General features: G+C 70.8%; 20 protein-coding genes and 1 pseudogene. 14 read left to right on the top strand and 7 right to left on the bottom strand.

Annotated features, from left to right (window positions below):
- The first annotated feature begins 2 nt into the window (after positions 1–2).
- Complete coding sequence (locus RR1_RS05080) at positions 3–1,529, top strand: sensor histidine kinase (RefSeq protein WP_010839181.1); 1,527 nt, start codon at positions 3–5, stop codon at positions 1,527–1,529.
- Between the two features lie 109 nt (positions 1,530–1,638).
- Here the strand turns inward: RR1_RS05080 and RR1_RS05085 are convergent, their stop codons facing one another.
- Together RR1_RS05085 and RR1_RS05090 are read right to left on the bottom strand one after the other, a co-directional pair.
- Complete coding sequence (locus RR1_RS05085; protein WP_010839180.1) at positions 1,639–1,893, bottom strand: WhiB family transcriptional regulator; 255 nt, start codon at positions 1,891–1,893, stop codon at positions 1,639–1,641.
- A 291-nt stretch (positions 1,894–2,184) separates the two neighbouring features.
- Positions 2,185–3,123, bottom strand: coding sequence for a diacylglycerol/lipid kinase family protein (locus RR1_RS05090; RefSeq protein WP_010839178.1), 939 nt, complete (start codon positions 3,121–3,123; stop codon positions 2,185–2,187).
- A 111-nt stretch (positions 3,124–3,234) separates the two neighbouring features.
- Here RR1_RS05090 and RR1_RS05095 point away from each other — a divergent pair, with 111 nt between their 5' ends.
- Entirely contained in the window at positions 3,235–3,723 is a 489-nt protein-coding gene (locus RR1_RS05095; RefSeq protein WP_010839177.1) for a hypothetical protein, read from the top strand.
- Between the two features lie 16 nt (positions 3,724–3,739).
- Here RR1_RS05095 and RR1_RS05100 read toward each other — a convergent pair whose 3' ends face one another.
- A complete protein-coding gene (locus tag RR1_RS05100) occupies positions 3,740–4,381 on the bottom strand; it encodes an acid phosphatase (protein WP_010839176.1) in 642 nt (213 codons plus the stop codon).
- A gap of 59 nt (positions 4,382–4,440) precedes the next feature.
- On the opposite strand from RR1_RS05100, the gene RR1_RS05105 reads away from it, so the two are divergent.
- Positions 4,441–5,223: a ParA family protein gene (locus RR1_RS05105; RefSeq protein ID WP_040774280.1), complete on the top strand. Its 783-nt coding sequence runs from the start codon at positions 4,441–4,443 to the stop codon at positions 5,221–5,223.
- A gap of 12 nt (positions 5,224–5,235) precedes the next feature.
- Here the strand turns inward: RR1_RS05105 and RR1_RS05110 are convergent, their stop codons facing one another.
- Positions 5,236–6,450: an Rv3212 family protein gene (locus RR1_RS05110; protein WP_010839174.1), complete on the bottom strand. Its 1,215-nt coding sequence runs from the start codon at positions 6,448–6,450 to the stop codon at positions 5,236–5,238.
- Positions 6,451–6,459: 9 nt separating this feature from the next.
- Positions 6,460–8,105, bottom strand: a pseudogene (locus tag RR1_RS05115) (DEAD/DEAH box helicase).
- Positions 8,106–8,414: 309 nt separating this feature from the next.
- On the opposite strand from RR1_RS05115, the gene RR1_RS05120 reads away from it, so the two are divergent.
- Positions 8,415–9,128, top strand: coding sequence for a ferritin-like fold-containing protein (locus tag RR1_RS05120; RefSeq protein WP_081634206.1), 714 nt, complete (start codon positions 8,415–8,417; stop codon positions 9,126–9,128).
- A 131-nt stretch (positions 9,129–9,259) separates the two neighbouring features.
- Positions 9,260–9,487: a DUF3107 domain-containing protein gene (locus RR1_RS05125; RefSeq protein ID WP_040774277.1), complete on the top strand. Its 228-nt coding sequence runs from the start codon at positions 9,260–9,262 to the stop codon at positions 9,485–9,487.
- A gap of 112 nt (positions 9,488–9,599) precedes the next feature.
- On the opposite strand, the gene fasR is transcribed toward RR1_RS05125, so the two are convergent.
- On the bottom strand, positions 9,600–10,259 hold the full coding sequence (gene fasR, locus RR1_RS05130; RefSeq protein ID WP_040774358.1) for an HTH-type transcriptional activator FasR: 660 nt from the start codon (positions 10,257–10,259) through the stop codon (positions 9,600–9,602).
- Positions 10,260–10,668: 409 nt separating this feature from the next.
- Between fasR and RR1_RS05135 the strand changes: the two genes are divergently transcribed.
- The 3 genes from RR1_RS05135 to RR1_RS05145 all read left to right on the top strand — a co-directional run bounded on the left by RR1_RS05135 (position 10,669) and on the right by RR1_RS05145 (position 13,879).
- Positions 10,669–11,703 (top strand): DUF3152 domain-containing protein, encoded by a 1,035-nt coding sequence (locus tag RR1_RS05135; protein WP_010839167.1) that lies wholly within the window; start codon positions 10,669–10,671, stop codon positions 11,701–11,703.
- Between the two features lie 72 nt (positions 11,704–11,775).
- Positions 11,776–12,966, top strand: a complete 1,191-nt coding sequence (gene moeZ, locus RR1_RS05140) for an adenylyltransferase/sulfurtransferase MoeZ (protein ID WP_040774355.1) — start codon at positions 11,776–11,778, stop codon at positions 12,964–12,966.
- Positions 12,967–13,024: 58 nt separating this feature from the next.
- Positions 13,025–13,879 (top strand): TIGR02569 family protein, encoded by an 855-nt coding sequence (locus RR1_RS05145; RefSeq protein ID WP_040774352.1) that lies wholly within the window; start codon positions 13,025–13,027, stop codon positions 13,877–13,879.
- 3 nt (positions 13,880–13,882) lie between these two features.
- Here the strand turns inward: RR1_RS05145 and RR1_RS05150 are convergent, their stop codons facing one another.
- The gene (locus RR1_RS05150) at positions 13,883–14,554 is read right to left on the bottom strand and encodes a FadR/GntR family transcriptional regulator (RefSeq protein ID WP_010839164.1); all 672 of its coding nucleotides are present in this window, start codon (positions 14,552–14,554) and stop codon (positions 13,883–13,885) included.
- 22 nt (positions 14,555–14,576) lie between these two features.
- Here RR1_RS05150 and RR1_RS05155 point away from each other — a divergent pair, with 22 nt between their 5' ends.
- The 6 genes from RR1_RS05155 to RR1_RS05180 all read left to right on the top strand — a co-directional run bounded on the left by RR1_RS05155 (position 14,577) and on the right by RR1_RS05180 (position 22,241).
- Positions 14,577–15,818: an MFS transporter gene (locus RR1_RS05155; protein WP_010839163.1), complete on the top strand. Its 1,242-nt coding sequence runs from the start codon at positions 14,577–14,579 to the stop codon at positions 15,816–15,818.
- A gap of 55 nt (positions 15,819–15,873) precedes the next feature.
- Entirely contained in the window at positions 15,874–17,304 is a 1,431-nt protein-coding gene (locus tag RR1_RS05160) for an MFS transporter (RefSeq protein ID WP_010839162.1), read from the top strand.
- A 29-nt stretch (positions 17,305–17,333) separates the two neighbouring features.
- On the top strand, positions 17,334–19,874 hold the full coding sequence (gene nirB / locus RR1_RS05165) for a nitrite reductase large subunit NirB (RefSeq protein WP_051111257.1): 2,541 nt from the start codon (positions 17,334–17,336) through the stop codon (positions 19,872–19,874).
- 77 nt (positions 19,875–19,951) lie between these two features.
- A complete protein-coding gene (gene nirD, locus RR1_RS05170; RefSeq protein ID WP_010839160.1) occupies positions 19,952–20,365 on the top strand; it encodes a nitrite reductase small subunit NirD in 414 nt (137 codons plus the stop codon).
- Positions 20,362–21,525 (top strand): uroporphyrinogen-III synthase, encoded by a 1,164-nt coding sequence (locus RR1_RS05175; protein ID WP_010839159.1) that lies wholly within the window; start codon positions 20,362–20,364, stop codon positions 21,523–21,525. The genes nirD and RR1_RS05175 overlap by 4 nt, the downstream gene beginning before the upstream one ends.
- On the top strand, positions 21,525–22,241 hold the full coding sequence (locus tag RR1_RS05180; RefSeq protein WP_010839158.1) for a sirohydrochlorin chelatase: 717 nt from the start codon (positions 21,525–21,527) through the stop codon (positions 22,239–22,241). The genes RR1_RS05175 and RR1_RS05180 overlap by 1 nt, the downstream gene beginning before the upstream one ends.
- Position 22,242 lies beyond the last annotated feature (1 nt).

The following is a 22,242-nucleotide window of genomic DNA, read 5'->3' on the forward strand; positions in this document are numbered from 1 at the left end:
GAATGTCGACACTGAGCGATCTGCTTGCCGAGTACACCGATTTCCCCGGCGAGGCCGTCGATCACCTGCAGCGCGTCGTGGGGGAGTGGCAGCTGCTCGCGGACCTCTCGTTCGCGGACGTCCTGCTGTGGGTCCCCGCGGCGGACGACGCCCACGGCCACGATCGCATCCTCTGCGTCGCGCAGGTACGTCCCACGACGGCGTCCACCGCGTATCCCCAGGACGTCGTCGGGACTGCGGCGACCGACGTCGAGCATCCCCAGGTGCGCCGGGCGTTCCTCGAGGGTGCCGTCGTACGACCCCCTGATCACGTCGCTCACGCCGCGGTACCGCCGCACGGTGAAGCACTGCCCGTGCGGTGGAACGGACGCGTCATCGCGGCGCTGAGCCGCGACAGCAATCTCTCCAGCAGGCGGACACAGAGCCCGCTCGAGGTGGCCTACCTCGACGCCGCCGAGGATCTGTGCCAGATGGTGAGCGACGGGACGTTCCCGATCGACGACGCGAGCTCACAGGTCGGATCGACGCCGCGCGCCGGCGACGGATTCATCCGGCTCGATCCGTCGGGCCGCGTCGTCTACGCGAGCCCGAACGCGCTGTCGGCCTATCACCGGATGGGCCTGTCGACGGATCTCGTCGATCGCGATCTCGCCGCCGTGACGGGGGTGCTCGTGACCGACCCGTTCGAGTCGCGCGAGGTCGCCACGTACATTCGGGAGACGTTGCACGACAAGCCCGGTCGGCCGATGGAGATCGAGGCGCGGGGCGCGACGATGTTGTTGCGCGCGCTCGTCCTCAAGCCCGCGGGCACGATCGACGGGGCCATCGTGGTGGTGCGCGACGTCACCGAGGTCAAGCGGCGCGACCGCGCGCTGCTGAGCAAGGACGCCACGATCCGCGAGATCCATCACCGGGTGAAGAACAACCTGCAGACGGTCGCGGCGCTGTTGCGGCTGCAGGCCCGGCGCACCGAGAACGACGAGGCGAGACAGGCTCTCGCGGAGTCGGTGCGGCGCGTCACGTCGATCGCCCTCGTACACGACACGCTCTCGATGTCGGTGGACGAAGAGGTCGATCTCGACGAGGTCGTCGACCGGCTCGTGCCGATCCTGTCCGACGTCGCCTCGGTGGCGACGCCGATCACGGTGCGGCGCAAGGGAAGTTTCGGTGTGCTCGCCTCCGAACGCGCGACGCCGCTCGTGATGGTGCTCACCGAACTCGTCCAGAACGCGATAGAGCACGCGTTCGAGCCCGGCGAGGCGGGAACGGTGACGATGAGCGCGAGCCGGTCCGCGCGCTGGCTCGACGTCGTCGTGCACGACGACGGACGTGGCCTGCCACCGGATTTCCGGCTCGACCGCTCGGATCGGCTCGGCCTCCAGATCGTGCGGACGCTCGTGGGCGCCGAACTGGGTGGCTCGCTCGGGGTGCACGCCTCGCCCGACGGCGGCACCGACGCCGTGCTCCGGGTGCCGTTGGGGCGCGCCGGTGCGTCGCGTCGCGAACGTCAGGACGGCGAACGGGACTGACGGGCAGCCGGATCGGCCGGTACGGGACACCGGAGCCGGACGGCGCGCATCAGAAAGGCCCGGCACCAACGGTGCCGGGCCCCGACGGAGCGACTCGCGCTCCCGCGTCTCAGACGTTGCTGCGTGCGCGTGTCCGAGCGTTGCGACGCTTGAGCGCCCGACGCTCGTCCTCGCTCATTCCGCCCCAGACGCCGGCGTCCTGGCCGGACTCGAGTGCCCACGAGAGGCATTCGGCGGTCACAGGGCAGCGATTGCAGACGAGCTTCGCATCGGCGATCTGCGCGATGGCCGGGCCGCTGTTTCCTACGGGGAAGAACAGCTCCGGATCTTCGTCGCGACAGATGGCATTGTGCCGCCAGTCCATTCCGTGTGCTCCTTACTGGGCGCGCGTCGAGGCGCCGGGTTCGTATGTGTGGGGTGTCACGCCGTGTTCATCTGTGGAAACAGAATGTTTCAACACTGTTGCTTGTGAATGCTTTCACGAACTGGCTGGATGTCAATAGAATCCGGCGCGGCCGTGGTCGAACTCACTTTTTCGTCCGCTCGGCGGCATTCGCTCCTTTTTACCGCAGCGACGAACGTGCCGGCAGGATTATGAGCCATCGCACAACGATCCGCACGGCGAGAAGCTGGAGGAACGGACGTGAGCCGTGTCTCACTCGGCGGCGGGCGCGATCACGTCCAGTGCGTCGGGGACGGAGCGAAACTCCACGTCATCGCGTTCGCCGAGGTAGTCGCCGTCGAGTTGCAGCGGCATCGGCTCGCTCGCGGTGATCCGGATCCAGTCGACGTCGTCGGCACGGACGAGATCCGGGCTCGTCGGATCGCCGCCCTCGGCGAGCATGTTCCGGGCGGTCCGCAGGCTCTTTATCACGCCCATCGTTCGCATCGCAAAGATGCCGAGGCCGGTGTCGAAGGAGGTCCCCGGATTCGTGTGTACGGGGCGCTCGTCGAGATATGTCCACGGGCTCGTGTTGGAAACGAACGAGTAATGAACTCCGTCGATCGGCTCGGCGCCGGGGAGTGCCACGGTGAGTCGTGCGGGTGAACGCTTCTCGGTGAAGAATGTCCGAATTGCCGAGCGCACGTACTGCCCCGAGGTCGCGGCGACACCGCGCTCGCGGTGATCCTCGACACGTTTGCAGACCGCCGCGTCCAACCCGAGGCCCGCGTTGAACGTGAACCAGCGGTCGCCGCACGAGCCGAGCCCGATGCGACGGCGCTGCCGTGTGGCGAGGAGATCGATGAGCTGGTTGGTCGCGACGAGGGGATCGGCGGCGACGCCGAGTGCGCGCGCGAAGACGTTGGCGGAGCCGCCCGGCACGACCGCGAAGGGGACGTGCGGCAGCGGCGCGTCGCTCGGTGGTCCCAGCAGGCCGTTGACGACTTCGTTCACGGTGCCGTCGCCGCCGTGCACGATGATGAGGTCGGTGCCGTCCGTCCCCGCGTGATGGGCGAGTTCGGCGGCGTGGCCGCGGTGTGTGGTGTGCGCGACCGACAGCGTGAGCGTGCTCGCCAGCGCGTGTGCGAGCAGATCGCGCCCCGCGGGGGACGTCGATGTCGCATTGGGGTTCACGATCAGCAGGGCACGCACGGGTCGTCAGCGTAGCGGCAGCGTGTCCGTGATCACGCGGGCGATACACCGATGTCCGATTCGCGCGACTGGTCGATGCCGGGCCGGAGGCCGGCATCTAGGCTGGCTGCCGTGTCGAAGCAGTCGTCGTCCTCGTTCGTCCTCCCGGCTCCGCGTACGGTGCGGATCGCCGGCGCCCTCGTCGGCGCCCAGGGAGCGATCGGACTCGTCGTCGTTCTCGTGCTCGTCGTGCGCGGGCTCGGCGGCAGCGATCAGTCGGTCAGCAGCAGCTACGGCACGGCCGGCTGGTTCGCGATCATCTTCGGTGCGGTGTTCGCCGCAGGTGTCGCGCTGCTCACCGGGCGCCGGTGGGGACGTGCGATCGCCGTCGTGGCGCAGCTGCTGCTGATCCCGTTCGCGTGGGCACTGCTCACCGACTCGCATCAGACGCTCCTCGGTGCCCCGCTCGCGGTCGCGATCGCCGTGGCGATCGTGTGCCTGTTCGCGCCCGCCACGTCGCAGTGGATGGCGCAGGAGTACGGCGGCAATTCCGAACTCGACGACGCGGACCGCGGCCCGGGCACGAGCGACGGCGAGCAGGACGGCGACCCGCGCGGCTGAGCGCCCCCGTCCGGCGTCAGGTGCCGGACACGTTGTGCTGCACCACCTGTGGGACGCCGTGCTCGAAACCGAGCACCGTGTACGCCCCGGGGGAGAGGGCGAACCGGCGGCCCTCGACGACGGGAGCGTCGATCCACCGCGCGACGAGCGCCCGTGAGAAGTGGCCGTGCCCCACGAGGATCACGTCGCGAACCGGGAGCTGCGAATGGGCCACGGACCACACGAGATCCGCACGCGACTGGACGTGCTCGACCGATTCGCCCCCGGGCGTCGGATGCGTCCAGACGGTCCAGTCGGGAGTGTGTTCGCGGATTTGTTCCGTCGTGAGCCCTTCGAACTCGCCGTAGTCCCACTCCGCGAGGGCGTCCCACCGCCGAGCGATCTCGAGACCTGCGAGTTCCGCCGTCCGCACGGCACGCTCGCGCGGGCTCGTGAGGACGAGCGGGTCGGTCGGCCGGAGCGCCGTGAGCGGGCCCGCGAGGGCCGCTGCCCGACGCCGGCCCTCGTCGGCGAGCGGGATGTCGGTGCGGCCCGTGTGACGTCCGGTGCGCGACCACTCGGTCTCCCCGTGCCGGATCAGGACGACCCGGGCCGATCCGGCGCGGTCGGAATCGCGTCCGCTGCCGGGGACCGCCGCGCCGCGAGGTGCCGAGGTCACGGCGCGCCCGCGCGCGTGTGAGGCTCGCCACGAGGCTCGTAGTGAGGGAAGATCGTCACGTGACGACAGTACTGGCGGTGGCGAATCAAAAGGGTGGAGTCGCGAAGACGACCACCGTGGCGTCCCTGGGCGCCGCGCTGGTGGGTCTCGGGCAGCGCGTGCTGGTGGTCGATCTCGATCCCCAGGGATGTCTGACGTTCTCGCTGGGACACAACCCCGATCGGCTCGAGACGTCCGTCCACGACGTGCTCGTCGGCGACGCCGAGGCGCGTGACGTCGTCGTCGGCACCGAGGAGGGGGTGGACCTGCTGCCCGCGACGATCGACCTCGCGGGCGCCGAGGCGTTGCTGCTCATGCGGCCCGGTCGCGAGTTCACCCTCGCGCGGGCCCTCGCCCCGATCCTCGACGACTACGACACCGTCGTGCTGGACTGCCCGCCGTCGCTCGGCGTGCTCACGCTCAACGGGCTGACGGCGGCACGATCGGTGCTCGTGCCGTTGCAGTGCGAGACACTCGCGCACCGCGGCGTCGGTCAGCTCCTGCGCACCGTCCGCGAGGTGCAGCAGATCACGAATCCCGACCTGCAACTGCTCGGTGCGCTCCCGACGCTCTACGACGCGCGGACGACGCACAGCCGCGACGTGCTCGCCGACATCTCGGATCGATACGGGCTGCCCGTGCTCGCGCCGCCGATCCCGCGCACCGTCCGATTCGCGGAGGCGACGGCCTCGGGCGCGACGGTGCTGTCCGGGCGTGCGAACAAGGGTGCCGCGGCGTACCGCGATCTCGCGGACAATCTCGTGAAGCACTGGGCCGGTTCGGAACTCGTCACGCTGGGCTGAACCGGCGCCGCGTCACTCGTAGACGGTGACGGTCTCGCCGATCTGCTCGACCACGGCCGCCCCGACCGTCGCGGTGAAGACTGTGCCCTCGGCCTCGGGCCGGGCGAGACCGATGCTGCGCGCCGGCACCCCGGTGCGGGGGTCGAGGACCGCGATGCCCCCGTCGACGGGGGCGAGGACCTGCCCCGCCATCACGGTGCCGGGACCGAGCGTGCCGGGATAGACCCACCGCGGCGCGAGATCGGTACCGGTGAAGCCCACCAGATCGGTGCCCGACCACCACAGCACGGTGTCGCCCGAGCGGACCGACGTCGCGTCGTCGCTCGCGGGTGCGTCGAGCGGGCTCACGGTGACGAGCGTGCCCGCGCCGTCGTAGATGCCGACCCGCGGGCCCTCGTCCCCGACGGGCGGCAGATACAGCGCGGTGCGTTCGCCGGCGACCGCGACGATGCGGGGCACGGGCCCGCCGGACTGCGGTGCCTCGGTGAGAACGCGCGACGCGAACTCCTCGGGCTTCTGCGCGTCGTCCGGCGACGGGTCGAGCAATGTCAGGCGGGCGCTCGGCTCGCCGGGGCACTGCTCGACGACGGCGACGCGCTGCGAACTCGCGTCCGCGTCCAGCAGCGTGCAGCCCGACCGCGGCTGCGCGTCGGGCGTGACACGGGCGTCCACGCGCCCGTACTCCAGCGTGCGGACGAGATCCGACCGCCACACCTCGAGCCGGGTGTCGCCCCGGACGGCGAGATAGGTGTCGTTGCCGCTCGTCGTGACCTCGGAGTCGGCGTCGTTCGTGCGTTGCGCGGCTCGGACGCCGTCCGAGCCGCGCAGCGAGGTCGCCTGTGAGCACCCGCGGGCGTCCCGATACACGGCGACGGCGTTGTGGAACGCGGGTGCGACGGTGCACAGCGCGTGATCACGCTCGTATCGCCACGCCTGCTCGCCCGTGCGCGCGTCGTGGCCGACGACGGCACCGCCCTCGGCGGTCACGACGGCTCCGCCCGCGGTGACGGGCCCGGGCACGTCGCTCGTCGCCGACCACACGGGCTGCAGGGTCTCGGGGACCGACAGCGGCGTGTGGGGATCGGCGACGGGAGGTGACGCCGTCACCGACGTCGTGCCGCGGGCGTCGCTGCGCAGCCACACGACCGTGAGGGTCAGGGCGACGACGACGGCGAGCCCGACCGCGACGACGACGTCGATGCGCGAGCGGCGTTCGGGTGCGGGCACCCCCGAATGCTATTCGGTCGGTGCCGAGGCGTCGGGAGTCGCGGTGGGTGTGCCGTTCGCGCCGCCACGCGATCCGCCGCGACGGCGACGGCGACGCTTCGGTGCGCCGGTGGCGTTCTCGGCGGGTGCCGCGGTGTCGGTGGCCTGCTCGGCCGGCTGCTCGGTCGCTCCGGCCTTCGCGGTGTCGCCACCGTCCGTCCGGCCGCCGCGCGTGCGCCGGCGGCTGCGCGTGCGTGCGGGGCGTTCCCCGCGCTCGACGCGTTCGCCCCTGTCGCTGCGGTCGCTCGACGCGCCGCGGTCGCCCGCGGACGTGCGCGCTGCGGCGATCCGCCCCGTCGCGTCGTCGGGGATGCCCAGCTCGGCGAACAGATGCGGCGAGCTGCAGTAGGTCTCGACGGGGTCCGCGACGCCGAGCTCGAGCGCCTTGTCGATGAGCTGCCAGCGCGGCACGTCGTCCCAGTCGACCAGCGTCACGGCGATACCCGTGCGGCCGGCGCGGCCGGTGCGGCCGATGCGATGGACGTAGGTCTTCTCGTCCTCGGGGCACTGGTAGTTCACGACGTGGGTCACGTCGTCGATGTCGATACCGCGGGCGGCGACGTCCGTCGCGACGAGGACGTCCGTCTTGCCGTTCCGGAACGAGGTGAGCGCCTTCTCGCGCGCACCCTGGCCGAGGTCGCCGTGGACGGCGCCGACCTTGAAGCCGCGCTCGGCGAGATCGTCGGCGACCTTCTGCGCGGTGCGCTTGGTGCGCGTGAAGATCATCGTCGCGCCGCGGCCCTCCGCCTGCAGCACGCGGGCGACCAGCTCGGGCTTGTCGAGCGCGTGAGCACGGTAGACGTGCTGCGTCGTGCGTTCGTGCACGGCCGAGGTCTCGGCGTGCTCGGCGCGGATGTGCGTCGGCTGCGTCAGGAAGCGGCGGGCCAGCGTGAGGATCGGGCCGGGCATGGTCGCCGAGAAGAGCATCGTCTGGCGTGCGGCCGGAACGCTGGAGAGGATCCGCTCGATGTCCGGCAGGAAGCCGAGGTCGAGCATCTCGTCGGCCTCGTCGAGGACGAGAACCGCGACCTTGCCGAGGATCAGGTGGTTCTGGTTCGCAAGATCGAGGAGCCGGCCGGGCGTGCCGACGACGACGTCCGCACCCGCGCGCAGTGCGTCGATCTGGGCCTCGTAGGGGCGGCCACCGTAGATCGAGACGACCGAGAGCTTGCCCTTCTTGCCGCTGCCGGCGAGGTTCTTCGCGGCGCTCTCGAGGTCCTCGGTGACCTGGATGCACAGCTCGCGCGTCGGGACGACGACGAGGGCGCGCGGAGTTCCGTCGAGCGGGGTCGCGCTGCCGTCGGTGGCGCGCTGGAGCAGCGGAACGCCGAAGCCGAACGTCTTGCCCATACCGGTGCGGGCCTGGCCGATGAGATCGTCGCCGGCGAGTGCGAGCGGCAGGGTCAGTTCCTGGATCGCGAAGGTGCGATGGATCCCGGCGTCGGCGAGCGCGTCGACGATCTCGGAGCTGACGCCGAGTTCGGCGAACGTGGGAGCGACGTGCTCGGCGGGAACCTGTGCGGTCACGTCGGGCTCGGGATCTCCGGTGCCGGGTGTGCTGATGTCGGGATTGCTGATGGTGGTCAGGGTGATGCCTTCCTCGTAGCGGCACGCACGCACGAGGTGAGTCGGGACACGGACTCGTTCGGTCCGGGCCGGCCGTCGTCGGACGGCTCGAGTGCCTCTCCGAGGCGGTTCGCGTGAACTCTCGCTGCTGCGCCGGTTTCGGGACGGGCGAGCGGGCTCGCGAGCGAACCGTCGGTCGGTGCGCGCACATTTCCTTGCGGAAACCGGCGCGATGTCTGCGCTTCGTCGGTTCGACCGTGACCGCCGCATCGGGCGAGCGGCTGGGCGACCTGTCGGTTTCCGTCGCCCATTGTAAACGCCGCGCGGGGGTAGGACGATTCCGCACTAGAGTTCGGCGCATGGATTCCGACACGACTCCCGATCCCTCGCACGCGACTCCCGAGGCCCCGCAGCGGCCCGTGTCGGCGATTCCGCCGGACCATCCAGGGGTCGGGGAACTGCTCGCGGTGCTCGCCTACGGCGAGATCTCGGCGTTCTACCGGCTCGCCGACGACGCGAGGATGGCGCGCACGCTCGAGGGCAAGGTCGCGCTCGCCGCGATGGCGTCGGCCGAGATGCGTCACTTCGAGGTGCTGGAATCCGCGCTCGTGGCACGGGGTTTCGACGTCTATGAGGCGATGGATCCGTTCGTCCGGCCACTCGACGACTATCACGCGTCGACGCATCCCGCGACGTGGCTCGAGGCGCTCGTGAAGGCCCACGTGGGCGACGGGCTCGCGGCGGACTTCTATCGGGAGATCGCCCACCGGCTGCCCGCCGAGGTCGCCGAGATCGTCGAGGAGGTGCTCGCCACGACGGGGCACTCCGAGTTCGTCGTGCACGAGGTGCGTGCCGCGGTCTCCGCGAGCACGCGCGACAAGGATCGGCTGATGCTGTGGGGACGGCGGCTGCTCGGCGAGGCGATCACGCAGGCCCAGCTCGTCATGTCGCGGCGCGATGCGCTCACGGATCTCGTACTCGGTGCTGCCGGCGATCTCAACGGGCTCGCCGAGCTGGTGGGCGGCATGCAGGCCAAGCACGGCGAGCGGATGGCGACCCTCGGTCTCGTCTGACGCCGCGGCAGGGAGACACTCGCCTGCTGTGCGTGTTCGCTCTGGGCACAGCGCGGGCGGCGGCGCGGGGACTCGCGCCTGCACTAGCCTGACGAGGACAGCCGCAGTTTCGCAGATATCGGAGGTTGGTCGTGGAGGTCAAGATCGGGCTGGTCGACAGCCCGCGTGAACTGGTCGTGTCGAGCTCGCAGACCTCCGAGGAGGTCGAGAAGCTCGTGTCCGGAGCACTCGAGAACGGTGCGGGCGTGATCTCGCTCGTCGACGACAAGGGACGCAAGTACCTCATCCAGGCCTCGAAGATCGGCTACGTCGAGATCGGCGCGACCGACTCCCGCAAGGTCGGTTTCGGCGCCTCCTGACGCAGGGAATCCGAACCCGCAGGACACCGAACGAGCGACGGGCCCCAACGAGCGACGGCCCCGGATGCGATCGCATCCGGGGCCGTCGCTCGTTCGGTCGTGTGGGGGCGACTCAGCGTTCGGCCTGCAGCGGGACGTGCGAGAGGCCGCCCCACGCGAGCAGCACGGTGTTCTCGACCGCCTCTTCCTTGGGGATCGGGCGTGCGGCCTCGAGCCAGTAGCGCGCGGTGAACTGGCTCGTGCCGACGAGTCCGACGGCGAGCATCCGTGCGCGATACGGGTCGAGGCCCGAGTCGTGGGCCACGAGATCGAAGACGGCGTCGACGCACGCCTCGGTGGCCTGCTCGACGCGGCGCTGCACCTGCGGCTCGCCCATCATGTCCGACTCGAAGACCAGCCGGAAACCCTGCGAGTCGTTGTCGACGAAGTCGTAGAACGCCTGGACCGCGGCGCGTACGCGCTGGCGGTTGTCGGTCGTCGAGCGCAGTGCCTGCCGGACGCCGGAGACGAGGCTGTCGACGTAGTTCTGCAACACGGCGACGTAGAGCTCGAGCTTGCCCGGGAAGTGCTGGTAGAGCACGGGCTTGCTGACCCCCGCGCACTCGGCGATCTCGTCCATCCCGGCCGAGTGGTATCCACGGGAGACGAACACTTCGCTCGCGGCCGCGAGGAGCTGCTGGCGCCGGGCGTCTCGGGGCAACCGGGTCCCGCCGCGTCGTGCCCGGGGGCTCTCGCCCTGGGCGGCGCTCGTGCGTTCCGCGAGTTCGGTCATGTCGAATCCCATCTGCACACCATGCTGCATCCGCCCGGGGTGGGGGCGTCACGTGCTCTGCGGTTCCTCCGGTCCGGGGTCCGTCCGGGGGGCGCTGTCGCCTTCCGATTCGGTCACCGCGAGCTCACGACGTAGTGTGCGTCACATCGTGAGCGTTCGTGTCACTCTACTCGCCGGGTGTCGTCGTGAATCCGCACGGGCGGTTCGCGTGTGCAGTGTCACCCTGACCGTTCCGCGTAGCCGAACGGTGGCTGGTGCCGCGCGGCGACACGCTGTGCGACGGCGGCCGAGGCGGATCTGTGACCGCGCGGCGGCGCTGTGAGATTCTGGCGGGGTGACCGACCGGCAGAACGGCCTCGGCGACCGCGATCGCCGGGAACGCTACCTCCCGCCCTCCTACCCGCCTCGCATGCGCGGCGGTGCGGGCACCGGTCTCCACGAGGGGCCGTACGAGCGCGACCCGTACGCGCGGGGGAGCAGGGATCCCGCGCCGTACGGCGACGGCACTCGCCAGCCGCTCCGGGCCCGCTGGGATCCGACGGCGCCCGACACGCAGCGCGCGAGCCGGCGACCCACGCGCAACGTCCGCAAGCAGACCAGGCTCGGCCGGTTCGTCTCCACCTACGGCTGGCGCGCGTACGCGATTCCGGTGCTCGCCGTCGTCACGATGCTCGTGGTGGCGGATGCCGTGCGAGGACAGCCCGACGTCGTCGCGGGGCCCGATGCGGGCATCACGCAGGAGGCCGAGCCCGCGCTCGATCCCGGGACACCGCCCGCGGCCGACGGCGACTTCGCCGCGAGCCTGCCCTCCGGTGTGCTTCCGGACGGCGGGCCGTTCACCGAGCGCGGCGCCGGCACGTGGCGCGTCGTCCCGGGCACGACCGAGCGGATCGGCCAGGGCACCGAACGCGAGTTCACCTACACCGTCGAGATCGAGGACGGCGTCGACACCTCGGGCTTCGGCGGCGACGACTCCGTTGCGCGGATGGTCGATCAGACGCTCGCGAATCCGAAGAGCTGGATCGGAGACGAGCGGTTCGCGTTCTCGCGCGTCGACACCGGTGAACCCGACTTCCGCGTCTCGCTCACCTCGCACCTCACGGTGCGCGACACGTGCGGCTACGCCATCCCGCTCGAGACGTCCTGCTACGACCCGGACATCTCGCGGGTCGTGCTCAACGAGGCCCGCTGGGTGCGCGGCGCGGTCGCCTTCCAGGGCGACATCGGCTCGTACCGGCAGTACCTCGTGAACCACGAGATCGGCCACGCGATCGGGTACGCGGCGCATCAGCCGTGCGAGACGCAGGACGGCCTCGCGCCGATCATGATGCAGCAGTCCTTCGGGACGGCGAACGACGCGATCGCCGACCTCGACCCGGGCGGCGTCGTCCCGCGGGACGGCCTGGTGTGCCGGTTCAACCCGTGGCCGTATCCCCGTGCATGAGCGACCCCACGGGAACGAATCCGGTCGTACGGGTGTTGACTTCGTGCACGTACGTCTGTGAAGGAGCCGACCGTGCCTGACGCGCCGAACACCACGCTGCCGCCGCTCGTCGAACCGGCCGCCGAACTGAGCCGCGAGGAGGTCGAGCGCTACAGCCGCCACCTCATCATTCCCGACGTGGGGACGGTGGGGCAGCGACGACTGAAGAACGCGAAGGTCCTCGTCATCGGTGCCGGCGGGCTCGGTTCGCCCGCGCTGATGTATCTCGCCGCCGCGGGCGTCGGGACACTGGGGATCGTCGAGTTCGACGAGGTCGACACGTCGAATCTGCAGCGCCAGATCATCCACGGGAGCTCCGACGTCGGCCGCCCGAAGGCCGAGAGCGCGCGCGACTCGATCCGCGAGATCAACGAGTTCGTCGACGTGCGGCTGCACGAGTTCCGGCTGGAACCGGACAACGCCGTCGAGCTGTTCGAGCAGTACGACCTCATCCTCGACGGGACCGACAACTTCGCGACCCGTTATCTCGTCAACGACGCCGCCGTCCTCGCGCACAAGCCGTACGTCTGGGGCTCGATCTTCCGGTTCGAGGGTCAGGCGTCGGTGTTCTGGGAGGACGCCCCCGACGGCCGTGGCCTCAACTACCGTGATCTCTACCCCGAGGCGCCGCCGCCGGGGATGGTCCCGTCGTGCGCCGAGGGCGGCGTGCTGGGTGTCCTGTGCGCGTCGATCGGGTCGATCATGGTCACCGAGGCGGTGAAGCTGATCACCGGGATCGGGGAGACGCTGCTGGGTCGGCTCATGGTGTACGACGCACTCGAGATGAGCTACCGCACGATCCGCATCCGGCGTGATCCCGAACGCGAGCCGATCACCGGCCTCATCGACTACGACGCGTTCTGCGGTGTCGTCTCCGAGGAGGGCACCGAGGCCGCGATCGGATCGACGATCACGGCGACCGAACTGTCCGAGATGCTGTCGTCCGGCCGCGACATCGCCGTCGTGGACGTCCGCGAACCCGTCGAGTGGGACATCGTGCGGATTCCCGGGGCGACTCTCGTGCCGAAGGACCGCATCCTCTCCGGCGATGCGCTCGCGGAACTGCCGCAGGACCGGCCGATCACGTTCTACTGCAAGACGGGGATCCGCTCCGCCGAGGTGCTGGCCGCGGCCAAGAAAGCGGGCTTCTCCGATGCGACCCACCTGCAGGGTGGCGTCGTCGCGTGGGCCAAGCAGGTCGATCCCGCACTGCCCGTCTACTGACGTCGCCCCCCGCGGGTCTGCACCCGATCGGCGTGTCGTGGGCGGTAGCGTGTCGCTCGTGAGCACAGGTCAACCTCCCGAGCACGTGTGCTCCACGTTCGGCCTCAAAGGCGTCGAGCCCGTTCCCCTCGGAGCGGACTGGGACGGCGGCTGGCTGTGTGGAGACGTCGTCCTCTCGCCGGTGGCGGATCACGCCCGTGCGGCGTGGTCGGCGAAGGTCCGCGAGACGCTCGCCGTCGACGGTGTCCGCCTCGCACGTCCGGTGCGCTCGACCGACGGCAGGTACGTCGCGTCGGGGTGGCGGTGCGACACCTTCATCGAGGGATCGCCCGAACCCAGGTACGACGAGGTCGTGTCGATGGCGGGCCGGCTGCACGCGGCGACCGCGCAACTCGAGCGGCCGCGGTTCCTCACCGCCGCGCCCGTCGCGCCGTGGGCGGAGGTCGATCTGTTCGCCGCCGCCGATCGCGCGGCCTGGGAGACGACGCCCCTGCGCAGCGCGCGCGGCGCGCCCGAACTCGACGATCCGTCGCCGGATCGGCGCACGAGCCTCGATCTGATCGGTTCGCTCGCGACGCTCCGGACGCCCGTCGCGTCCCCGGATCAGCTCGTCCACGGAGACCTGTTCGGGACGGTGCTGTTCTCGGGTGCGCTCGCCCCGGGGATCACCGACATCACGCCGTACTGGCGTCCCGCTGGGTGGGCCGCGGCGGTCGCCGTCGTCGACGCGATCTCGTGGGGCGGTGCCGACGACGAACTCATTCGCCGCTGGGAGGATCTGCCCGAGTGGCCGCAGATGCTGCTGCGCGCGGTGCTGTTCCGCCTCGCCGTCCACGCGTTGCATCCACGATCCACCGAGGACGCGCTCCCGGGCCTGACCCACACGGCCGACGTCGTGCGGCTCATGCTCTAGCAGTTACAGATCGCCCCACAGTTCGTCGAAGAGCGAGCGTGCCGCAGCGACGGCGGCCACGGGGTCGCCCGCGGCGACGGCCTCGACGAGCGCGGCGTGATCGCCGTGGAAGCCGCGGTGCGTCGCCGCGACGTGCTGGGTGATCACGTCCTCGATCGTCGGCAACAGCGAGTCGTAGAACTCCAGGTAGACGGCGTTGTGGCTCGCCTCGACGATGCCGCGGTGCAGTGCGACGTCGGCGGTGACCGCGTCGTCCCACCGCTCCGCCTCCCACTGCGCCGCGCGCTCGTCGAGCCGTGCCCGGAGCATCGCGATGTCGTCGTCGGTGCGGCGCCTCGCCGCGAGTTCGGCGGCGGTGAGGTCGAGTGCGGTGCGGAGTTCGAGCACGTCGCGGCTGTACGACGTCGCGAAGAACCGGGCGAGGGTGATGCCGACGTCGGACGTCCCGACGACGTAGGTGCCGGAGCCTTGGCGGCGCTCGAGCAGCCCCGCGTGGACGAGGCCCTGGACGGCCTCGCGCACGGTGTTGCGGCCGGTGCCGGTCAGTTCGGCGAGTTCGGGTTCGGTCGGGATGCGCGTCCCGACCGACCACCGTCCGCTCCGGATCTCCTCGCGCAGTTGTTCTGCGACCTGACTCACCAGGCCGCTGCGACGGACCCTCTTCACATCTGTCATCCGGTCATCCTATGATTTCTTCGTGAGTGTCGTACGTGGTCGTCTGCTGGTGTTCGTCGCGATCGCGGTGTCCGCACTCGTTCTCCGTCTGGCCGTCACGTCGTTCAGCCCGCTCGCCGCGGAGATCCGCGACGACCTCGGCTTCTCCACGACCGTAACCGGTGTCTTCGGGATGCTGCCGACCGTGATGTTCGCGGTGTTCGGGCTCGCGACGCCCGCCCTCGGTCGCAGGATCGGGCTCGAGTACACCGCGCTCGTGGCGATGACGGCGGCAGCGCTCGGCCTCGTCGGCCGCGCCCTGGCGCCCGAGACGGCGTCCGTGCTCGGGTTCGCGGCGCTCGCCTTCGCGGGGATGGGAATCGGCAACGTCGTCGTTCCGCCGCTCGTCAAACGGTACTTCTCGCACCGTCTCGCGGTGATGAGCACCGTCTACATCGTCGGCGTGCAGATCGGGACGATCGTTCCCGCGTTCGCGGCGGTCCCGCTCGCGGAGGCCGCGGGCTGGCGCGTGTCCCTCGGGCTCTGGGCCGTCGTCGCGATCGTCGCGGCCCTGCCGTGGATCCCGCTCGCACTGCGCGCGTCGCGCACGGCCGTCCCCGTCCCGCAGCATGCGGAGCGCACGTCCGGACGCGCGTGGCGGTCGCCGGTCGGGCGGTCGCTCATGACGATGTTCGCCGGGACGGCGCTCGTGTCGTACACGATGTTCGCGTGGATTCCGGAGGTCTTCGCGGACGCGGGCGCCTCGGCGGCGTTCGGCGGCGCGATGGTCGGGCTCTTCTCTGCGCTCGGACTCGTGTCGGCGTTCGCGGCGCCGAGCGTGTGCGTGCGGCTGCGCAACCCGTTTCCCGTCGTGGCGGTGTGCGCGGCCCTGTTCGTCGTCGCGTTCGCCGGGCTCCTGTTCGCGCCGATGGCCGCGCCCGTGCTCTGGATCGTGCTCGCCGGACTCGGGCCCAGTACGTTCCCGATGTCGCTCACGCTCATCAACCTGCGTGCGCGGACGCACGACGGCGCGGCCGCACTCAGCGGATTCACCCAGGGCGTGGGGTACGTCGTCGCGAGCACCGGGCCGCTGCTCTTCGGTGTCCTGCACGACGCGACCGGCGGATGGATCGCGCCGTTCGGCTTCCTGACCGCTGCGGTCGCCCTCGTCGTGATCGGCGGCTGGGGAGCGTGCAAGCCCCGCATGCTCGAGGATTCGTGGGGCACCGGCGACGCCGACCGTGCGTCTCACACCGAGTCCGCGTCCACGGTGAGCACAAAGTGATGCCGCGATAATCCGGCGCAGCGTCGGCGCAACACCCGCTTTCTACGGTGGCCTCATGACGCCGACACGTACGACGCCCCTGCGACGCGAGCATCACATCACCCACTGGGATCCCGAGGACACCGAGGCGTGGGAGGCCGGCGGCAAGAACGTCGCCCGCCGCAACCTCGTGTGGTCGATCGTCGCCGAGCACGTCGGGTTCTCCGTGTGGTCGGTGTGGTCGGTCATGGTGCTGTTCATGCCGACCGAGGTGTACGGCATCGACGCGGCAGGCAAGTTCTTCCTCGTCGCTGTCCCGACGCTGGTCGGATCGCTCCTGCGTATCCCGTACACCGCCGCGACGGCACGCTTCGGCGGCCGGAACTGGACGATCTTCAGCGCCCTCGTGCTGCTGGTGCCGACGATCGCGACGCTCGTGCTCATGGCGAACCCGGGCGCGTCGTACACGACGTTCCTGCTCGTCGCCGCGCTCGCGGGTGTCGGCGGCGGCAACTTCGCCTCGTCGATGACGAACATCAACGCGTTCTACCCGCAGCGGCTCAAGGGATGGGCGCTCGGACTCAACGCGGGTGGCGGCAACATCGGTGTTCCCGTCGTGCAGATCATCGGCCTGCTCGTGATCGCGACGGTCGGCAACACCGCGCCGTGGATCGTGTGCGCCGTGTACCTCGTCTTCATCGCGGTCGCCGCGCTCGGTGCCGCGCTGTTCATGGACAACCTCGACAACCAGCGCGCCGACCTCCGTGCGATGGGAACCGCGCTGCGCTACCGCGATTCGTGGATCATCAGCTTCCTGTACATCGGGACGTTCGGGTCGTTCATCGGCTTCGGTTTCGCCTTCGGGCAGATTCTGCAGATCAACTTCCTCGCGGGCGGCGACACCGCAGCGCAGGCTGCGCTGCACGCGGCGCAGATCGCGTTCCTCGGCCCGCTCCTCGGATCGCTGTCGCGGCCGCTCGGCGGACGGCTCGCCGACAAGCTCGGCGGCGGCTCGATCACGACGTGGACGTTCGTCGGAATGTCCTTCGCTGCAGGTGTTCTCGTCGTCACAGGCACGATCGACGACGGCCGTGACGGCGCCGCGAGCACCGGCATCATGACGGCCTACGTGCTCGGCTTCATCGCGCTGTTCCTGCTGTCGGGCATCGGCAACGGTTCGGTGTACAAGATCATCCCGCAGGTGTTCGTCGAGCACTCGCGGCGGATCCCAGGCGCGACCGACGACGAGCGCGCGCAGTGGGCACGGTCGATGTCCGGTGCGCTCATGGGATTCGCCGGCGCGATCGGTGGTCTCGGCGGCGTCGGCATCAACATGGTCCTCCGTGCGTCGTACGCCGGTGAGGCCGCGTCCGCGACGATGGCGTTCTGGGTGTTCCTCGCGTTCTACCTGGTCTCCATCGCCGTCACGTGGACGGTCTACGTGCGCAGGCGCCCGCGCTCGCCGGAGGTCCCGGCAGAGCCCGCGCCCGTGCCGGCAGCAGTGTGAACGAGATCGACGTGGCAGGAGTGTGTGAGATGAGCACGGTGGAAACGAGTACCCCGGATACGAACACGTCGGTGGTCGTGGTGGGGCACGGCATGGTCGCGCACCGCTTCGTCGAAGCGCTGCGGGCCCGCGACCCCGAGGGAACCCGCACGATCACCGTCCTCGCGGAAGAAGCGGTCCCGGCGTACGACCGCGTCGGGCTGTCGGGATACGTCGGCGCGTGGGATCTCGGCGCCCTCGCGCTCGCGGGCAACGACTACGCGGGCGACACCCACGTCGACCTGCGTCTCGGTGACGCCGCGACCCACATCGACCGCGAGGCCCGCACCGTCACGACGGCGCGCGGCGACGTCGTGCACTACGACGAACTCGTCCTCGCAACCGGCTCGTATCCCTTCGTTCCGCCGGTGCCCGGGCGGGAGGATCCGCGGTGCTTCGTCTACCGCACGCCGGGCGATCTCGACGGCATCCGCTCGGCGGCCGAGGCCGCGGAGCCGGGCGCACACGGCGTCGTCGTCGGCGGCGGACTGCTCGGTCTCGAGGCAGCCAATGCGCTCGTGAAACTCGGAATGACGGCGCACGTCGTCGAATTCGCGCCGCGGCTCATGCCGCTGCAGGTCGACGTCGGGGGCGGCGCTCTGCTGCGGCGGCTGGTCGAGGAACTCGGCGTCCACGTCCACACCGGCGTCGGCACGAGCGCGATCATCCCTGCGGGCGACGGCATCTCGGTGGAGTTGTCCGACGGCAGCGTTGTCGACGCGGCCCTGCTCGTCTTCTCGACGGGGGTGCGACCGCAGGACGCGCTCGCACGCGAGTGCGGACTCCCGGTGGGCGAGCGCGGTGGCGTCGTCACGGACGAGACGTGCCGCACCGAGGACCCGCACGTGTGGGCGATCGGGGAGTGCGCCGCCGTCGCGGGGACCTGCTACGGGCTCGTCGCGCCCGGCTACCAGACGGCCGAGATCGTCGTCGACCGGATCCTCGGCGGCAGCGGGGCGTTCGAGGGTGCGGACACCTCCACCAAGCTCAAGCTCATGGGTGTCGACGTCGCGAGTTTCGGTGACGCGCAGGGGGAGACGCCCGGTGCGCTCGACGTCGTGATCGACGACGCCGCGCGCGGCACGTACGCGAAGATCGTCGTCTCCGACGACGCGTCGACGCTGCTCGGCGGCGTCCTGGTCGGCGACGCGTCGGCCTACGCGATGTTGCGTCCGCTCGTCGGCCATCCGCTGCCGGGCGATCCGGTCGCGCTCATCGCGCCGATGGGTGAGGCGCCGGGCGCGGGCTCGCTGCCGGGAGACGCGCAGATCTGTTCGTGCAACGCCGTCGACAAGGCGACGATCTGCGGGGCCATCGCGGACGGCGCCACCGACGTCGCGGCGATCAAGAGCTGCACGAACGCGGGGACGACGTGCGGCGGCTGCATCCCGTCGATCACGCAGCTGCTCGCGGAATCGGGCGTCGAGCTCTCCACGGCGCTGTGCGAGCACTTCACCGTCTCCCGCGCCGAACTCTTCGAGATCGTGCAGGCGACGGGGATCCGCACGTTCTCCGAGCTCGTCCGGCGCTACGGAACGGGCAGCGGATGCGCGGTGTGCAAGCCCGTCGTCGCATCGATCCTCGCCTCGACGGGGCCGGACCACATCCTCAGTGCCGAGCAGGTGGGCTTGCAGGACACCAACGATCGCTTCCTGGCGAACATGCAGCGCAACGGCACCTACTCGGTGGTGCCGAGAATGCCCGGCGGCGAGTGCACGCCGGAGCAGCTCATCGTGATCGGTGAGGTCGCGCGCGATTTCGGGCTGTACGTGAAGATGACGGGCGGTCAGCGGATCGACATGTTCGGCGCGAGAGTCGAACAGCTGCCGGCGATCTGGAAGCGGCTCGTCGATGCCGGAATGGAATCCGGGCAGGCGTACGGCAAGTCGCTGCGTACCGTGAAGAGCTGTGTCGGTTCGACGTGGTGCCGCTTCGGCGTCCAGGACTCCGTGGGGATGGCCGTGCGGCTCGAGATGCGGTACCGCGGCCTGCGGTCGCCCCACAAGCTCAAGTTCGGTGTCTCCGGCTGTGCGCGCGAATGCGCCGAGGCCCGCGGCAAGGACGTCGGCGTCATCGCGACGGAGAACGGCTGGAATCTCTACGTGTGCGGCAACGGCGGGCAGACCCCGCGGCACGCGCAGCTGCTCGTGAGCGGACTCGACGACGAGACGCTCGTCCGGTACATCGACCGCTTCCTCATGTACTACGTGCGTACCGCCGATCGTCTGCAGCGGACGGCGCCGTGGCTCGAAGGGCTGACGGGCGGGCTCGACCGCGTCCGCGAGGTGGTGTGCGAGGACGCCCTCGGTATCGGGGCCGATCTCGAGGACGCGATGGACCGTCACGTCGCCGGTTACCGCGACGAGTGGTCGGGTGTGCTCGAGGATCCGGAGAAGCTGGCGCGGTTCGTGTCGTTCGTCAACGCACCCGACCAGGAGGATCCGACCGTCCGGTTCGACGAGGGCGGCCCACGCAAGACGCCGGTGTCGCCGGATCCCGTCCTGCTCGGCCTCCCCGCTACGTCCCGGTAACAACGACGACATCGCCTGGAAACCCGGGCTGACGACCATGACAACCAGACAGCAGCCCGACACCGACGGAGGACGCCATGACCGTGACCGACAGCCGCCCTGTGGATCCCTCTCGTTCCGGTCTCGGCGACGGCGGACGCTGGACCACCGCATGCTCGCTGGCCCGGCTCGCGCCGGGCGCGGGCGTCACCGTGCTGCTGCCGGGCGGTGAGCAGGTGGCGCTCTTCCTGCTGCCGGACGGCACGCTCCGCGCGGTCGGCAACATCGATCCCTACGGCCGGGCGGCGGTGATGTCGCGTGGCATCGTCGGCGACCGCGCCGGTGAGCCGATCGTCGCGTCACCGCTGCTCAAACAGGTCTTCTCGCTCGTCGACGGCCGCTGCGTCGACGACCCCGCGGTGAGCCTTCCGGTGTACGACGTGCGGACGTGGGCGGGCCTGGTCCAGGTGCGGCCCACCGAGCACAGCCGCTCGCCGGGTGACGACCGGTGACCCTCGCTGAGACCCCGCGGGCGGTCGCGGAGAAGCCGCTGCTGGGCTTCACGATCGGGATCACCGCCGCGCGGCGCGCCGAGGAGTTCGCGACGCTGCTCGAGCGCCGCGGCGCGGGCGTCGTCCACGCACCCGCGATCCGCATCGTCCCGCTTGCCGACGACACCGAACTCGAGCGCGTCACACGCGAACTCGTCGCGGATCCGCCGAGCATCGTCGTCGCGACGACGGGAATCGGATTCCGCGGCTGGATCGAGGCCGCCGACGGGTGGGGACTCGCCGAGAAGCTGGGATCGGCCCTCTCCTCGGCGCGTCTGCTCGCGCGCGGACCCAAGGCGAAGGGCGCCATCCGCGCGGCCGACCTGCGCGAGGAGTGGTCGCCACCGTCGGAGTCGTCCGCCGAGGTCCTCGACAGACTGCTCGACGAGGGCGTCGACGGCGTCCGGGTCGCGGTGCAGCTGCACGGCGCGACGGCCGAGTGGGAGCCCATCGCCGACTTCTGCGAGGTGCTGCGCTGCGCGGGCGCGCAGGTCGTCCCCGTCCCGGTCTACCGTTGGACGCCGGCGTGCGATCCCACGCCGATGGATCATCTCGTCGGGCTCGTCGCGTCGCGCGGCGTCGACTGCGTGAGCTTCACGAGCGCGCCCGCGGTCGTCGCGATGCTCACCCGCGCGCGGGAGACGGGCATGTTCGACGCGCTCGTGCAGTCGCTGCGGCAACGCGTCGTCGTGGCGTGCGTCGGGCCAGTGACGGCAGCGCCGTTCGAGGAACTCGACATCCCGACCACCACACCGGCGCGCTACCGGCTCGGCGCGCTCGCGCGGCACATCGCCGACGAACTCCCGCGCCGCGACCGCGTGTTCAGCGCCGGCGGCCACGAGATCGCGGTACGCGGCGGCGGCGCGGTGGTCGACGGCGAGGTGCGGGTCCTCCCGCCGGCGGCACTGTCGTTGCTGCGGGCGCTCGCGCAGCGTCCCGGTCGCGTCGTCTCGCGTGAGGCACTGCTCGCGGCGCTGCCCGGCGGGGGAGACGACACGCACGCCGTCGAGACCGCCGTCGCGCGGCTGCGCAGCGCGCTCGGCGCCCCGAAGGTCGTGCAGACCGTCGTCAAACGCGGGTATCGGCTCGCGATCGACCCGTCCGAGTGCGGTGACGTGTGATGGCGCCGTCCTCGAACTCCGGTGCACCGACGGTGTTGCTCGTCGCGCACGGCACCCGTGATCCCCGCGGCGTCGCCGCGATCGGCGACCTGGCCGATGCCGCGGCGTCGCGCACGGGAGCGCCCGTGCGCGTCGCGTTCGTGGACGTCCTCGGCCCGACACCCGACGAGGTCCTCGCCGACGCCCCGGGCCCAGTCCTCGTGGTGCCGGTCTTCCTGGCGTCGGGCTTCCACGTCCACACGGACGTGCGGGGCGCCGCGGAACGAAGCGGCAGGGCGGACGTCGTCGTCGCGCCCGCCCTCGGGCCCGATCCGGCACTGGCACGCCTGCTCGCCGATCGGGTGGCGGAGGCAGGTCCGTGCGACGCCGTGATCCTCGCGGCAGCGGGATCGTCGGATCTCCGGGCGATCGCCGACATCGAGACGGCGGCAACGCAACTCGCGGAGCACACGGGCGCAGCCGTGAGTACGGCATACGTCGCGACCGGAACGCCGCGAGTGCCCGACGCCGTGCAGAGGGCCCGCGCCGCAGGCGCCGACCGCGTTGTCGTCGCCACCTATCTGCTCGCACCGGGGCTCTTCCATTCCCGGCTCGCCGACGCGGGCGCCGACGTCGTGACGGCGCCGCTGCTGAGCGCGGGCGGGACGGCGCGCGTCGCCGACCTCGTCGCGGAGCGCCACGCCGCCCATCTCGATTCGGCGCGATCGACCCGGTAGC

It is taken from the genome of Rhodococcus rhodnii NBRC 100604 (genome assembly GCF_001894925.1).
Taxonomy (GTDB): domain Bacteria; phylum Actinomycetota; class Actinomycetes; order Mycobacteriales; family Mycobacteriaceae; genus Rhodococcus_F; species Rhodococcus_F rhodnii.